Annotated in this window: 16 protein-coding genes; 15 read left to right on the plus strand and 1 reads right to left on the minus strand. The window is 71.1% G+C overall.

The features are described 5' to 3' along the window. Positions 1–12: 12 nt before the first annotated feature. The 12 genes from ABZS77_RS05810 (at position 13) to ahcY (ending at position 10,797) form a co-directional block, all read left to right on the plus strand. Positions 13–453, plus strand: a complete 441-nt coding sequence (locus tag ABZS77_RS05810) for a hypothetical protein (RefSeq protein WP_354817827.1) — start codon at positions 13–15, stop codon at positions 451–453. A 208-nt stretch (positions 454–661) separates the two neighbouring features. Further along, complete coding sequence (locus ABZS77_RS05815) at positions 662–979, plus strand: hypothetical protein (RefSeq protein WP_354817830.1); 318 nt, start codon at positions 662–664, stop codon at positions 977–979. 99 nt (positions 980–1,078) lie between these two features. Then, positions 1,079–1,693, plus strand: coding sequence for a DinB family protein (locus tag ABZS77_RS05820; RefSeq protein WP_354817833.1), 615 nt, complete (start codon positions 1,079–1,081; stop codon positions 1,691–1,693). Continuing rightward, positions 1,690–1,974 (plus strand): hypothetical protein, encoded by a 285-nt coding sequence (locus ABZS77_RS05825; protein ID WP_354817836.1) that lies wholly within the window; start codon positions 1,690–1,692, stop codon positions 1,972–1,974. The genes ABZS77_RS05820 and ABZS77_RS05825 overlap by 4 nt, the downstream gene beginning before the upstream one ends. A gap of 104 nt (positions 1,975–2,078) precedes the next feature. Then, positions 2,079–2,711, plus strand: a complete 633-nt coding sequence (locus tag ABZS77_RS05830) for an endonuclease V (protein ID WP_354817839.1) — start codon at positions 2,079–2,081, stop codon at positions 2,709–2,711. Between the two features lie 129 nt (positions 2,712–2,840). Beyond that, a complete protein-coding gene (locus tag ABZS77_RS05835; protein ID WP_354817842.1) occupies positions 2,841–3,890 on the plus strand; it encodes a hypothetical protein in 1,050 nt (349 codons plus the stop codon). Between the two features lie 68 nt (positions 3,891–3,958). Then, positions 3,959–5,344 (plus strand): phosphomannomutase/phosphoglucomutase, encoded by a 1,386-nt coding sequence (locus ABZS77_RS05840; RefSeq protein ID WP_354817845.1) that lies wholly within the window; start codon positions 3,959–3,961, stop codon positions 5,342–5,344. A 61-nt stretch (positions 5,345–5,405) separates the two neighbouring features. After that, entirely contained in the window at positions 5,406–5,591 is a 186-nt protein-coding gene (locus tag ABZS77_RS05845; RefSeq protein ID WP_354817848.1) for a Trm112 family protein, read from the plus strand. Next, the gene (locus ABZS77_RS05850) at positions 5,588–6,784 is read left to right on the plus strand and encodes an SIS domain-containing protein (protein WP_354817851.1); all 1,197 of its coding nucleotides are present in this window, start codon (positions 5,588–5,590) and stop codon (positions 6,782–6,784) included. The genes ABZS77_RS05845 and ABZS77_RS05850 overlap by 4 nt, the downstream gene beginning before the upstream one ends. 67 nt (positions 6,785–6,851) lie before the next feature. Beyond that, positions 6,852–7,853 (plus strand): cation diffusion facilitator family transporter, encoded by a 1,002-nt coding sequence (locus ABZS77_RS05855; protein ID WP_354817854.1) that lies wholly within the window; start codon positions 6,852–6,854, stop codon positions 7,851–7,853. Between the two features lie 3 nt (positions 7,854–7,856). Then, positions 7,857–9,020: a mannose-6-phosphate isomerase, class I gene (gene manA, locus ABZS77_RS05860; RefSeq protein ID WP_354817857.1), complete on the plus strand. Its 1,164-nt coding sequence runs from the start codon at positions 7,857–7,859 to the stop codon at positions 9,018–9,020. A gap of 277 nt (positions 9,021–9,297) precedes the next feature. Beyond that, positions 9,298–10,797, plus strand: a complete 1,500-nt coding sequence (gene ahcY, locus ABZS77_RS05865) for an adenosylhomocysteinase (RefSeq protein ID WP_354817860.1) — start codon at positions 9,298–9,300, stop codon at positions 10,795–10,797. A 58-nt stretch (positions 10,798–10,855) separates the two neighbouring features. Here ahcY and ABZS77_RS05870 read toward each other — a convergent pair whose 3' ends face one another. Next, a complete protein-coding gene (locus ABZS77_RS05870; protein ID WP_354817862.1) occupies positions 10,856–11,005 on the minus strand; it encodes a hypothetical protein in 150 nt (49 codons plus the stop codon). 125 nt (positions 11,006–11,130) lie between these two features. Here ABZS77_RS05870 and efeU point away from each other — a divergent pair, with 125 nt between their 5' ends. The 3 genes from efeU to efeB are packed head-to-tail and all read left to right on the plus strand — an operon-like array spanning position 11,131 to position 14,488. Then, positions 11,131–12,024: an iron uptake transporter permease EfeU gene (gene efeU, locus ABZS77_RS05875; RefSeq protein WP_354817865.1), complete on the plus strand. Its 894-nt coding sequence runs from the start codon at positions 11,131–11,133 to the stop codon at positions 12,022–12,024. Between the two features lie 24 nt (positions 12,025–12,048). After that, the gene (gene efeO, locus ABZS77_RS05880; RefSeq protein WP_354817868.1) at positions 12,049–13,185 is read left to right on the plus strand and encodes an iron uptake system protein EfeO; all 1,137 of its coding nucleotides are present in this window, start codon (positions 12,049–12,051) and stop codon (positions 13,183–13,185) included. 25 nt (positions 13,186–13,210) lie between these two features. Then, positions 13,211–14,488, plus strand: a complete 1,278-nt coding sequence (efeB, locus tag ABZS77_RS05885) for an iron uptake transporter deferrochelatase/peroxidase subunit (RefSeq protein WP_354817872.1) — start codon at positions 13,211–13,213, stop codon at positions 14,486–14,488. The last annotated feature ends 25 nt before the right edge of the window (positions 14,489–14,513 follow it).

The following is a 14,513-nucleotide window of genomic DNA, read 5'->3' on the forward strand; positions in this document are numbered from 1 at the left end:
GGGGAACGCTCGATGACTCCGATGCCAGGTCTGGTGCTCCCCTCTTACTACATGTACTACCAATCACCGGTAAAGATCGTGGAGACGCCCGACGGCGGTGCCCGGGTATGGCGGGTTGCCATCGACACCGGCGGCTGGCAGGAGAAGAACGACCTGTTTACCGAGATCGTCTTCGACGTCGGGGGAGATGTCTTCCGTCGATCTCCGGAGGATTTCGTGCAGGAGGTGGAGCGTTTTCGGGCTCACCATCTCGAAGGTGATGGCCCGATCTTCGCTCTCTACGAGACGATCCAGGCAGTCCGCGATGTGGCGAAGGCCAAAGATCGTCACCTGACGCCCAAGGAGCGGGCGCTGATCCGGGGGATCCGCCAGCGGACGTTCGTGATGTTCGAGGAGCAGCTCCGCGCGGCTGGTGATCCTGGCGCAGACCCGGATATCGCGAGAGCGGTGTAGGCAGGGCTCTGTCGAGGACCTCTGGGGTTGCGGAGGCGTACCTCAACGCCGCTCGTCGGGCCCGGCGGTCGGCGAGGTGGTCTCCCGAGGACGCGTGGACGGCGTCCCGTCCCCTGTTCGCGGCTTGATCACGTGGCGCCTCGGCATGATTCCGTTCGAAGGACCTGACCCGGTCCGAATAGGATCCGGCCATGGAGAAGAGAATTTGTTGATCTACCACGTGACTTACCGGAACGATGAACGAATTGGGGGACCGGCCGGACTGTTCGTGACTGATGGAGGCCCGGGCAACGCGATCCTGTGGGATCACCGTAGTCGAGAATGGGCTTTCGACCCCGGCCTGGTTGTGCGGTTCGTCAATGACCATCGGAACGTCGACCGCTTCGACACTGTCGACCGCACGACCGCGGAGCGGGTGGCCGAGGTCGTCACGGGTGGCGCGGTCCTGCCCGGCGAGGAGGAGATCCGCAGCATGTTCCCCTCAGGTGTCGATGACGGTGCGCGACCGTCGTCGGGTCAACGATAAGTTGCGGGTAGCAGCCGAGGTGCGTTACCTGCCGACGGTCGAGGAGCAGTTACGTGTGGCCGGCGATCCAGGTGCCCGTCGCGACTTGGTGACGCCGACATGACCCGCCGATCCGACTCGGACTCCGGCAGCGGTGCCCAGCCGAACATCTCCGACAGTGCGCCCAAGCGGGTCTTCGGCTGGTCGGACATGTTCGTTCATTCGGACGACGATCCGCGCTCGGGCGGCACCTTCGCGGACGAGCGGACCGTCCTCGTCGAGTTCCTGCGTAACCAGCGGCTCACCCTGGAGCGCAAGTGTGACTCCCTGGACGCCGAGCAGTTGGCCCGCCGCTCTGTCCCGCCGTCGACGATGTCGCTGCTCGGCTTGATCCGGCACATGGCGGAAGTGGAGCGGGGTTGGTTCCGGCGGACGATGGCTGGCCAGGACGCGCCCCCGATCTACTGTTCGGAGGACGAGCCCGACGGTGACTTCGACGGCGCGGTGGCCGATCCGGCAGTGGTCGACGCGGCGCGACGCGCCTGGCGGGCGGAGGTCGAGTTCGCCGAGCGGTTCGTGGCCGAGGCTGCGGACCTCAAGGTGTGGGGGCGGCAGCGGAGGGGCAACGTCATCGTGCTGCGCGAGCTGCTGGTGCACATGATCGAGGAGTACGCGCGCCACAATGGACATGCTGATCTGCTGCGCGAGCGAATCGACGGAAGGGTTGGCCAGTGATGGTCGCGAAGATGGACGGTCGGCCGGGGCGGGAGGGTGATCGGGGGTTCGTGGCGCTTGCCGCCAGGTTCCGTGTCTGGGCGTGGCCGGTCGGCATTCTGATCGGTCTGGCGATCGGCATCCCCTTGTTCGGCTCGAAGGGCGGCGTCGCCTTCGGTGTCGCACTCGGCGTCGCCTTCGCGGTTGCGCTCGGCGCGACCGGGAAGCGGGCCGAAGCCGACACCGAAGGCGGTGTCGGCGTGACGACCGGAGACGGCGCCGACGGCACGAACCGGGGGTGACCCACTCCAGTTCGGCGGAACTACGGGATCCCGGGACCCCGGACCGGCCGGCACCGGGTCGGGCATGGCCCGCGTCCGAGGCGCCTCGCGGTGTCGCCGAGGCGGTGGCCGTACAGGAGGCGTTGCGGCCGCTCGTCGACCTGGCCGGGCCGGGGCCGACCGCGCCCGCGACGGTCGCCGGCCTGGACGTCGCGTACGCGCGGAGCGGTGACCTGCTCGCGGCGGCCGTGACGGTGTTGGACACCAGGACGCTCGCCGTGGTCGATTCCGCTGTCAGCGTGGGTCGGCCGGCGTTCGGTTACGTGCCGGGACTGTTCGCGTTCCGGGAGTTGCCGGCGCTGCTCGACGCGCTGGACGGGCTGACCACCCGACCGGACCTGCTGGTGTGTGACGGGCACGGGTTGGCTCATCCGCGCCGGTTCGGGCTGGCCTGTCATCTCGGGGTGGTGACCGGGCTGCCGGCGATCGGGGTGGGTAAGACGCCGCTGGTCGGCGAGTGGGAACCGCCGCCGGCGCGGCGGGGTGCCTGGTCGCCGTTGCGGGACGGGGGTGAGGTGGTCGGTCGGGTGCTGCGGACGCAGGACGGTGTGAAGCCGGTCTTCGTGAGCGTGGGGCATCGGATGAGCCTGGAGAACGCCACCGCTCAGGTGCTCGCGCTGGCGCCCCGCTACCGACTGCCGGAGACCACCCGCAGCGCCGACCGGCTCTGCCGGGATGCGCTCGCCCTCTCGCAGTGACCCAGGGCAGGTCAGGCCGTAAACCGTAACGCCGCACACATGCGGGCCGCTCTATGACAGGGGGTGGGGGTGGGCCGGTAGTAGCCTGACCCGCGGACCCCACCCCGGGGTTGAAACGGTGAGGTGATCATGACGGTGCGTCGGCGCGCGGCGCGGCTCGCGACGGTCTGCGGTGTCCTGGGCGGCCTGGTGCTGCTCGGCGCGTCGCCGGCGTTGGCCGACGACGACTCGGTCCGGGTCGGCGCGGCCAGCAGTTTCTCGGCCGGTGGCTCGGCGCAGGGCGTGAACGTCGCGGTGCGCAAGCGCTCGGCCGGGTGCGTGCTGCTGCGTACCGCCCTCGGGCTGCGACTTGAGGGTCTCCAGCCGAATCAGGTGACGGTGCAGGTGAACGCCGGCGGGCGTTGGTTCCCGGTGCCGGTCTCCGGGGGCGACGGCAGCGCGGTGAGCGGGCAGACGTCGCCGGCGAAGCCGACCCTGTGCAAGGGCAAGGGCGTCACCGTGCGGTACCGGGTGGCGTTCGCCGCGGGTACGCCGGGCGGCCAGCTCGTGGTGACCGGCGTGGGGGCCACCGCGGCCGGTCAGGAGTTGGGCCGGGGCACCGACACGGCGCGGGTGAACGGCGCAAGGGTCACCCCGTCGCCGACCCCGTCGAAGAAGCCCACCCCGACTCCGAGCCCGACCGAGGTCGCGACCGCCGACGGGGTGGTGAACCCGGCGGCGTTGGTTCCGCCGGCCGCCGCGCCGTCCACGACGCCAGTCGCCGCCGAGTCCGGAGGTGGTTCACCCGTGATGTTCTTCGGTATCGCGATGGTCGCGGTCGGTCTGCTGCTCATCGTGCTGCTGGTCCGCCGGTCGCGGCAGGACCGCTCGCCGACCGACCCGCCGCCCGGGCCGCTGCCGGGCAACCCCGGCGGCACCACCTACCGCTCCGGCGGTGGGTCACCGACCGCGACCGGTCACCCCGGCTCGGTGTACGGCCAGCAGCCCTCCGGCGGCTACGGCACGGTGCCCGCTCCCCGGCCCGCCCCCGGTGGTGTGTACGGGGCGCGACCGGCGGGGAGCGGGGCGGTTCCGGAGGCGACGCAGCCGATGCCGGGTGCTCCGGGTACCCCGCCGCCGCCCGACGATCCGCCCGACGGTGGCGAGCGCACCGCGATCATGCCCCGGCTCCCCGGCTGAGCGGGGCCGGACCCCTCCCCTCCGATACGCTCAGGTTCGGTGGAAACTGCGGCCAAGGAGCGGAACCAGTGTCTGATCTGTCCCAGATCGTGAAGGCGTACGACGTCCGAGGGACGGTGCCGGACCAGTGGGACGAGCGGGTCGCCGAGGCGCTTGGAGCCGCGTTCACCCAGCTTCTCAACACCACCGACGAGCCGGGCGACGCGGTCGTCGTCGGGTACGACATGCGGGCCACCTCGCCGGGGTTGGCGGAGGCGTTCGCGGCCGGTGTCCGCGCCGAGGGCCGCTCGGTGATCGAGATCGGGCTCGCCTCCACGGATCTGCTCTACTTCGCGTCCGGCTCGCTCGACCTGCCGGGTGCCATGTTCACGGCCAGCCACAACCCGGCGCAGTACAACGGCATCAAGATGTGCCGTTCCGGTGCCCGGCCGATCGGTCAGGACAGCGGGCTCGCGGAGATCCGGGACCGCGCGCAGGCCCTCCTGGACTCGGGCGCGGCCCGTCCGGGCGGTGAGCCGGTCCGACCGGTCGAACGGCGGGACCTGCTTCCCGACTACGCGGCGTACCTGCGCAAGCTTGTCGACCTGTCCGGCATCCGGCCGTTGAAGGTGGTGGTCGACGCGGGCAACGGGATGGGTGGCTTCACGGTCCCGACGGTGCTCGGCGACGCCGCCCTGTCGGCCCTGCCGTTGGAGATCGTGCCGCTGTACTTCGAGTTGGACGGCAGCTTCCCCAACCACGAGGCCAACCCGCTGGACCCGGCGAACCTGGTCGACCTCCAGCGGGCCGTGGTCGAGCACGGCGCCGAGATCGGGCTGGCCTTCGACGGCGACGCCGACCGGTGCTTCGTGGTGGACGAGCGCGGCGAGCCGGTCTCGCCGTCGGCGATCACCGCCCTGGTCGCCGCCCGTGAGCTGGCGAAGCACCCGGGCTCCACGGTGATCCACGGCCTCATCACGTCCAGCGCGGTTCCGGAGATCATCCGGGAGCACGGCGGCGAGCCGGTCGTCGCGCGGGTCGGGCACTCCTTCATCAAGGCCGAGATGGCCCGGACCAACGCCGTCTTCGGCGGCGAGCACTCGGCGCACTACTACTTCCGGGACTTCTGGTTCGCCGACACCGGGATGCTCGCCGCGATGCACACCCTGGCCGCGCTCGGTGAGCAGTCGCTGCCGCTGTCCGTGCTGGCCGGGGAGTACGAGCGTTACGTCGCCTCCGGCGAGATCAACTCGACGGTGGCGGACCAGGCGGGCGCGGTCGCCGACGTGCGGGCCGCGTACCCCGAGGCGGAGGCCGACGAGATGGACGGTCTCACGCTGCGTTTCCCCGACGGCGCGTGGTTCAACCTGCGTGCCTCCAACACCGAGCCGTTGCTGCGGCTCAACGTCGAAGCGCCCACCCGGGAGCGGATGGTCTCGCTCCGGGACGACGTGCTCAACCGCGTTCGCCGATAAGATCGCCTGCGCCGGTCGGCACCGCCGCCGGTGAAGCCGCACACGTGGAAGGAGCCGTGCCATGGCCCTGGGTCCGCAGTTGCTCGAGATTCTCGCCTGTCCGGACACGCACCACGCCCCGCTCGCCTACGATGCCGAGGCGCAGACGTTGACCTGCACGCAGTGCGGCCGGATCTTCGAGGTCCGTGACGACGTGCCGGTGCTGCTGCTCGACGAGGCGCGTGGTGGCCCCGGGCAGGCATCATGATCGACGGTACGGCCGGGGTCAGTGGTCGTCGCGACGCCGACGAGGCCCTGCTCGACAACCCGGCCGCGCTGGCCGAGCACGATCCGGGTGACATGCTGCGGCACACCGCCTCGGCGGGCGCGCAGGTGCGCGAGAGCGCGGCGCTGGCCGCCGAGGCGAACCTGGCGGTGCTCGCCGACGACGGGCGGCCCCGGGCCGTGGTGATCGCGGGCATCGGCACCGCCGGGCGTACCGGTGACGTGCTGGCCACGGTCGCCGGGCCGCGCTGCCCGGTCCCGATCATCGGGCACCGCAGCGCGGGCGTACCCGGCTGGGTGGGCGCGGCCGACGTGGTGATCGCGGTGAGCGCGTCCGGTCGTAGCCCGGAGGCGCTCGGCGCGGCCGAGGCCGCGCACCGGCGCGGCGCCCGGCTGGTCGCCGTGGGTGCCCCCGACTCGCAGTTGCAGTCGATCGCCGAGCAGGCCCGGGCGCCGTTCATTCCGGTGCCCCGGCGTGCTCCGGCGCGGGCCAGCCTCTGGGCGCTCACCGTGCCGGTGCTGCTCGCGGCCCGTTCCCTCGGGCTTGTGAAGGTCAACGAGGCGGACCTGGCGGAGACCGCGGCCCGGCTCGACGCGGATGCCGACCGCTGCCGGTCCGCCGCGGAGTCGTTCGTCAACCCGGCGAAGTCCCTGGCGCTGGGCCTGGCCGGCTCGATCCCGATCGTCTGGGGTTCGTCCCCGCTGGCGACCGTGGCGGCCCGCCGGTTCGGCGACACCCTGTCGGCGAACGCCCGCTACCCGGTGGTCACCGGGGCGCTCGGCGAGGCCGGTCGGGGTCGCGTCGGCCTGCTCGACGGCGTCTTCGGTGGACTGGCCGAGGGCGAGCGGGACATCTTCGCCGACCCGTCCGAGGACGACGGTGAGGGGACCCGGCTGCGGCTGGTGCTGCTGCGCGACGGCGGGCTCAACGCCGAGGACGACACCGACGAACCACTGGCCGTGGAGGAGCGCCGCGCGGACGCCGTGCATACTCTCGCCGAGCGGCGCGGCGTCCGGTGTGATGTGGTGACCGCCGAGGGCGGCTCCGCGCTGGAGCGGCTGGCCTCGCTGATCGCGGTACCGGATTTCGCCTCGATCTACCTTGCCCTGGCTCATGGGCTGGACCCGATGGCCGTACCGGCCATCACCGAGATGAAGGAGCTGTCGAACCAGTGAACGAACGCAATGGGCGGCGCGTCATGCGCGGACCGGTCGGCTTCGTACGGCGAAGCGGAGCGGCGGCATGAGCGCCAACGGTGGGACGAAGGCGATTGTCGCCGCCCTGCTGGCAAACGTCGGCATCGCCATCACCAAGTTCGTCGCGTTCCTGCTGACCAGCTCGTCGTCGATGTTGGCCGAGTCGGTCCACTCGGTCGCCGACTCCGGCAACCAGGCCCTGCTGCTGCTCGGCGGCAAGCGGGCCAAGCGGGCGGCCACCCCGGAACACCCCTTCGGGTACGGCCGGGAGCGCTACATCTACGCGTTCATCGTGTCCATCGTGCTGTTCAGCATCGGTGGCCTGTTCGCCCTGTACGAGGCGTACCACAAGTGGTCGGATCCGCACGGGATCACCGAGTGGCAGTGGGTGCCGATCACGGTGCTGGTGGCGGCGATCCTGATGGAGTCGTTCTCGTTCCGGACCGCCATCAAGGAGTCCAACCACGTCCGGGGCAAGCAGTCCTGGGTGCGCTTCATCCGGCGGGCCAAGGCGCCGGAGCTGCCCGTCGTGCTGCTGGAGGACTTCGGCGCGCTCGTCGGTCTGGTCTTCGCGCTCTTCGGCGTCGCCATGACGCTGATCACCGGAAACGGCAAGTGGGACGCCGCGGGCACCGCGATGATCGGTGTCCTGCTGGTGGTGATCGCCATCGTGTTGGCGATCGAGACGAAGAGCCTGCTGCTCGGTGAGGGCGCCGAACAGCAGGACCTGGACGCCATCGAGCGGTCCATCACCGAAGGTCCCGAGGTGGAGCGGATCATCCACATGAAGACGCTCTACCTAGGCCCGGAGGAGCTGATGGTCGCCGCGAAGATCGGCGTACCGGCCTGCGAGAGCGCCGAGGACCTGGCGCGCGGCATCAACGCCGTCGAGGCGCGCATCCGCGCCGCCGTGCCCATCGCCCGGGTGATCTACCTGGAGCCGGACATCTGGAGCCTCGCCGCCGCCAAGGCCGGCACGGGCGCCGCCGCCGACACCGCCGTACCGCAGCCGCAGGAGGGCGAGGCGGCCGGGCGGCCCGGGGGCTGACCTGTGGAACTGCTGTACGGACCGATCCGGGACTACGCCTGGGGATCGCGCTCGGCTCTGGCGCTGTTGCAGGGCCGGCCGGTGCCGAGCGTCGGTCCGGAGGCCGAGCTGTGGCTGGGTGCCCACCCGGCCGCCCCGGCCCTGGTCGAACGCGCCGGGTCGCAGGTCAGCCTGTGTGACCTGGTGCGCGACGAGCCGGGGCAGTGGCTCGGTGCGCGGGTGTCCGACCGGTTCGGCAGCAGGCTGCCGTTCCTGCTCAAGGTCCTCGCCGCGGACGCCCCGCTGAGCCTGCAGGCCCACCCGGACGCCGAACAGGCCCGGACCGGGTACGCGGCGGAGGCGGGGCGTCCGGCGGCGGAACGCAACTACTCCGACCCGCACCACAAGCCTGAGCTGCTGGTGGCGCTCACCCCGTTCGAGGCGCTGTGCGGGTTCCGGGACCCGGTCGAGTCGGCCGAGTCGCTCGCGTCGTTCGGCGTACCGGTGCTGGCTCCTGTGGTGGACGCGTTGCGGGCCGGGTCGGCGGGGTTGCGGACGGCGGTGCGGACGCTGCTCACCTGGCCGGTCGGTGAGCGCGACGGGTTGCTGTCCGCCGTGGTGGCCTCGCCGGTCGACGGCCCGAACGCCGACCTGGCCCGGCGGTTGGCGGCGGCGTACCCGGGCGATCCCGGTGTGCTCGTCGCGTTGCTGCTGCACCATGTGCGGCTGGTGCCGGGGGAGGGGATCTGGATGCCCGCCGGCAACCTGCACGCCTACCTGAGCGGGTGCGGCGTGGAGATCATGGCGGCCAGCGACAACGTGCTGCGCGGTGGGTTGACGCCGAAGCGGGTGGACGTCGACGAGTTGCTGCGGGTGCTGCGTTTCGAGGTGCTCGACGACCCGGTCCGGGCGCCGCAGCCGGTGGGTCCGGGGGTGGACTGGTGGCCGGTGCCGGTGGACGACTTCGCCCTGCACCGGGTGCGGGTCGGTGCGGCGGTGCCGTCGGTCACGTTGTCGCTGCCCGGCCCGCGGGTGGTGCTCTGCGGCTCCGGGTCGGTCACGGTGGACGACGGCGCGGGCCCGGTGACGCTGGTGTCCGGTCAGGCGGCGATCGGCGACGCGGCTGGTGCGCCGCTGCGGGTCGCTGGCGCTGGTGAGGCGTACGTGGCGACGTCCGGGCTGCGCTGATCGCGCTCCCTGTCCACGACCCAAGTCCGACTTTCCCGGAATAGCTTGACGTTGCCCTGGCTCAGTGTGACTCTATGGGTACGCAGCGTTATCGCGACGACGGTCCGACAACGTGCGGGGAACCAAACCGGGGGGATGTGCGGGGCGGGCGGGAGTGGGCGGCAGGTCTGTCCACCACCGACCGCCCCGTGCGCTGTCCAGAGACGTCCCCCTGATGCCCGTCGCCGACGCGCGTAAGGTGGAGGGTCGGCGCAGACATCGTTCGACAGGAGCTTTCATGACCAGCACCCTCCCGGCGTCCGCCAGCGGTACGCCGTCCGAGGCCCGGCCGAGCACGCTCGCCGAGGGCGACTTCAAGGTGGCGGATCTGTCGCTCGCCGAGTTCGGGCGCAAGGAGATCCAGCTCGCCGAGCACGAGATGCCCGGCCTGATGGCGATCCGTCGGGAGTTCGCCGAGGCGCAGCCGCTCGCCGGCGCGCGGATCACCGGCTCGCTGCACATGACCATCCAGACCGCCGTCCTGATCGAGACGCTGGTGGCCCTCGGCGCGCAGGTGCGCTGGGCGTCCTGCAACATCTTCTCGACGCAGGACCACGCCGCCGCGGCGATCGTGGTCGGCCCCGACGGCACCCCCGAGGCCCCCGCCGGCGTCCCGGTGTACGCCTGGAAGGGCGAGACCCTGCCGGAGTACTGGTGGTGCACCGAGCAGGTGCTCGCCTGGCCCGACGGGCAGGGCCCGAACATGATCCTCGACGACGGCGGCGACGCCACCCTGCTGGTGCACAAGGGTGCCGAGTTCGAGAAGGCCGGGGTCGTGCCGCCGGTCGAGTCCGCCGACTCCGAGGAGTACGCGGTCATCCTCGACGTGCTGCACCGCTCGCTCGCCGAGGACGGCCAGCGCTGGACGCGGATCGCCGCCGGCATCAAGGGTGTGACCGAGGAGACCACGACGGGCGTGCACCGGCTGTACGAGATGCACCGCGCCGGCACCCTGCTCTTCCCGGCCATCAACGTCAACGACTCGGTGACCAAGAGCAAGTTCGACAACAAGTACGGCTGCCGGCACTCGCTCATCGACGGCATCAACCGGGCCACCGACGTGCTGATCGGCGGCAAGATGGCCGTCGTCATGGGCTACGGCGACGTGGGCAAGGGCTGTGCCGAGTCGCTGCGCGGCCAGGGCGCCCGGGTCGTGGTGACCGAGGTGGACCCGATCTGCGCGTTGCAGGCCGCAATGGACGGCTACCAGGTCGCCACCCTTGACGACGTGGTCGAGCAGGCGGACATCTTCATCACCGCCACCGGCTGCTTCGACGTCATCACCAACGAGCACATGGCCCGGATGAAGCACCAGGCCATCGTGGGCAACATCGGCCACTTCGACAACGAGATCGACATGGCCGGTCTGGCCAAGCGTTCCGACGTCGAGCGGGTCAACATCAAGCCGCAGGTCGACCTGTGGCGCTTCGCCGACGGGCACGCGATCATCGTGCTCTCCGAGGGGCGCCTGTTGAACCTCGGCAACGCCACCGGGCACCCGAGCTTCGTGATGTCGAACTCGTTCGCCAACCAGACGATCGCCCAGATCGAGCTGTTCACCAAGACCGAGGATTACCCGATCGGCGTCTACGTGCTGCCCAAGCACCTGGACGAGAAGGTGGCCCGGCTGCACCTGGGCGCGCTCGGCGCGAAGCTGAGCACGCTCACCAAGGAGCAGGCCGCGTACCTGGGTGTCGCGCAGGAGGGTCCGTTCAAGCCGGACCACTACCGCTACTGATCGCTCTCTCCGGACCGGGTCGGCTGTTCGCAGCCGGCCCGGTTCGTCGTCTCCGGCCTCAGGGTCGGCGGCGGGCGGGGCGGAACCAGGTCCAGACGCACCAGGCGAGCCAACCGAGCGACACGATTGTGGCCAGTGCCCGCAGGCGCAGCGCGCTGAGCAGGAGAACCACCGCGAGCACCGCCAGCCACGGCAGGAATCCCTTCACGGCGGGATCCTCCCACAGCGGGGGTGGGTGAACCTCCCATGAACGACTTGACGAGTGCCCCGGGCAGGAGGAAGGTATGGCTGCCCTAAGTTAGCTGAGGCATTCCTCATGGACACGGAGCCGGGATGTTCGCGACCTACCTGATCGGCCTGCGGGAAGGCCTGGAGGCGACCCTGGTGGTCAGCATCCTGGTGGCCTTCCTGGTGAAGTCGCAGCGCCGGGACCGGTTGCCCCAGGTCTGGGCGGGTGTCGGTCTGGCCGTGGCGCTCTCGGTGCTCTTCGGCTGGCTGATCGAGTACACGTCGACCTCGCTGCTGGCCCGCTCCGAGGACCGGGAGCTGTTCGAGGCGATCACCTCAGTCGCCGCCGTGGTCTTCGTCACCTGGATGATTTTCTGGATGCGGCGTGCCGCCCGGACGATCGCCGGCGAGCTGCGCGGCAAGCTCACCGAGGCCCTGGCCGTCGGGTCCCTCGCGGTCGCCGGCATGGCCTTCCTCGCGGTGATCCGGGAGGGCCTGGAGACCGCGCTGATCTTCTACTCCGCGGCCCAGGGCGCGGCCGGCGACAGCGGGCCACTGCTCGCGCTGATCGGCGGCATCCTCACCGCCGTGGTGCTCGGCGCGCTGCTCTACGCCAGCGCCCTGCGGATCAACCTCAGCAAGTTCTTCACCTGGACCGGCGCGCTGCTGATCCTGGTCGCCGCCGGCATCCTCAAGTACGGCGTGCACGACTTCCAGGAGGCCGGTGTCCTGCCCGGCCTGAACGACCTGGCCTTCGACATCACCGGGACGCTCGACCCGAGCACCTGGTACGCCGCTCTGCTGGCCGGAATGTTCAACGTGACGCCCGCGCCCACCGTGCTGGAGACGATCGCCTGGATCGGGTACGCGGTGCCGGTCCTGGCGCTGTTCCTGCGCCCGGCCCGGCGTCAGCCGGCGCCCACCGCGTCCACCGGCACCGAGCGTGTAGCCGACACCGGCACCGAGGCCGAGGCGGCGACCGCGCCGCAGCGCGCCTGACCTCACGAGGAGAGACAGCCCAAGATGCGTACCACCCGCTTTTTCGCGCTGACCGCCGCCGGTGTGCTGGCCACGACCGGTGTCGCCGCCTGCTCCGACTCCGCGAAGGACGACGACGCGGCGGGGGCCGGCGGCCCGATCGTGGTCAAGGCGAACGACACCGCCTGCGAGGTCGGTACGACCGACCTGGGCGCCGGCACGGCCACCTTCAAGATCACCAACTCGGGTGCGAAGGTGACCGAGTTCTACGTGTACGCCTCCGGCGACCGGGTGATGGGCGAGGTGGAGAACATCGCCCCGGGCCTGAGCCGCGAGCTGCGTGTCGAGCTGCCGGCCGGGACGTACGAGACGGCCTGCAAGCCCGGGATGAGCGGCAAGGGCATCCGGGGTGCGCTCAAGGTCAGCGGGTCGGCGCAGCCGCTCACCGCCGACGCCGCCCTGGCCGGCGCCACCGAGAACTACCAGCGCTACGTCAAGAGCCAGACCGCCGCGCTGCTGGACAAGACCGAGGAGTTCGTTGGCGCGGTCAAGGCCGGCGACGTGGCGAAGTCCAAGGCGCTGTACCCGGTCGCCCGCACCTACTGGGAGCGGATCGAGCCGGTGGCCGAGATCTTCGGCGACCTCGACCCCAAGATCGACGGCCGTGAGGAGGTCCTCGAGGAGGGGATGGAGTTCACCGGCTTCCACCGGATCGAGAAGGACCTCTGGCAGTCCGGCGACATCAGCAAGGACGGCCCGATCGCCGACCGGCTGCTCGTCGACGTCAAGGAGATCGTGGCCAAGGCGAACGCCGAGAAGCTCTCCCCGCTCCAGCTCGCCAACGGCGCGAAGGAGCTGCTCGACGAGGTCGCCAGCGGCAAGATCACCGGCGAGGAGGACCGCTACTCGCACACCGACCTGTGGGACTTCGCCGCCAACCTGGAGGGTTCCAAGGCGGCCGTGTCGGCCCTGCGGCCGGCGCTTGAGCAGCGCTCACCGGAGCTGGTGAAGCAGTTGGACACCGAGTTCGCAAACGTCGAGGCGCTGCTCGGCAAGCACCGCGCCGGCGACGGCTGGAAGCTGCACACCGCGCTGAGCAAGGCCGAACTCAAGGAACTGTCCGACGGCATCAACGCGCTCGCCGAGCCGATCAGCAAGGTCGCCGCGGCCGTCGCCAAGTGACCTGACGTCAGGGGGAGTCGAACCGATGAGCGGAAGCAGGGTGACCCGGCGGCGGGCGATCACGCTCGCCGGTGCCGGGGTGGCAGGCGTCGCCGGAGTGGCCGTCGGCGCGGGAACGCTGGTCAGCGGCTCCCGTGGCCCGGCCGCCGCCAGCGACCACCCGGCCGGGGCGGTGCCGTTCCACGGCGAGCACCAGGCGGGGATCGTCACCCCGGCGCAGGACCGGCTGCACTTCGTCGCGTTCGACGTGATCACCAAGGACCGGGCGCGGCTGGTCGGGATGCTCGAGGAGTGGAGCGCCGCCGCCGCCCGGATGACCGCCGGCCGGGACGCCGGCGTGCTGGGCGCGGTCGGTGGGATGCCGGAGGCCCCACCGGACGACACCGGTGAGGCGCTCGGCCTGCCCCCGTCCCAGCTCACCCTGACCATCGGTTTCGGGCCGACGCTGTTCCGCGACGCCGACGGCCGGGACCGGTTCGGCATCGCCGACCGGCGTCCGGCCGCCCTCGCCGAGCTGCCGAAGTTCCCCGGTGACGCGTTGCAGCCGCAGATCTCCGGCGGTGACCTCTGCGTCCAGGCGTGCGCCAACGACCCGCAGGTGGCGGTGCACGCCATCCGCAACCTGGCCCGGATCGGCATGGGCGTGGTGAGTGTCCGCTGGTCGCAGCTCGGCTTCGGCCGGACCTCGTCGACCTCCCGCGACCAGGCCACCGCGCGCAACCTCTTCGGCTTCAAGGACGGCACGGCCAACCTCAAGGCCGAGGACACCGGCCTGCTCCGCGACCAGCTGTGGGTGCAGCCCGGCGACGGGCCGGACTGGATGACCGGTGGCTCGTACCTGGTCACCCGCAAGATCCGGATGCTGGTGGAGACCTGGGACCGGACGTCGCTGGCCGAGCAGGAGGAGATCGTCGGCCGGGCCAAGGGCAGCGGCGCTCCGCTGGGCCGGCGGAACGAGTTCGACGAACCGGACTTCGCGGCACGCGGTGACGACGGCAAGCCGGTGATCGCCGAGCACGCCCACGTCACGCTGGCCCACCCGAGCCGCAACAACGGTGCCCAACTGCTCCGCCGGGGCTACAACTTCGTGGACGGCTCGGACGGCCTCGGACGGCTCGACGCGGGCCTGTTCTTCATCGCCTACCAGCGTGACCCGCGCCGTCAGTTCGTGCCGATCCAGACCCGGTTGGCCCGGCACGACGTGATGAACGAGTACCTGCGGCACGTCTCCAGCGGGGTGTTCGCCTGTCCTCCCGGGGTACGTGACGGCGGGGACCACTGGGGGCGGGCGCTCTTCGGCTGACGGCCGTCCGGATCACGTCCGCGCG

Source organism: Micromonospora sp. NPDC005298, assembly GCF_040607375.1.
GTDB lineage: Bacteria > Actinomycetota > Actinomycetes > Mycobacteriales > Micromonosporaceae > Micromonospora.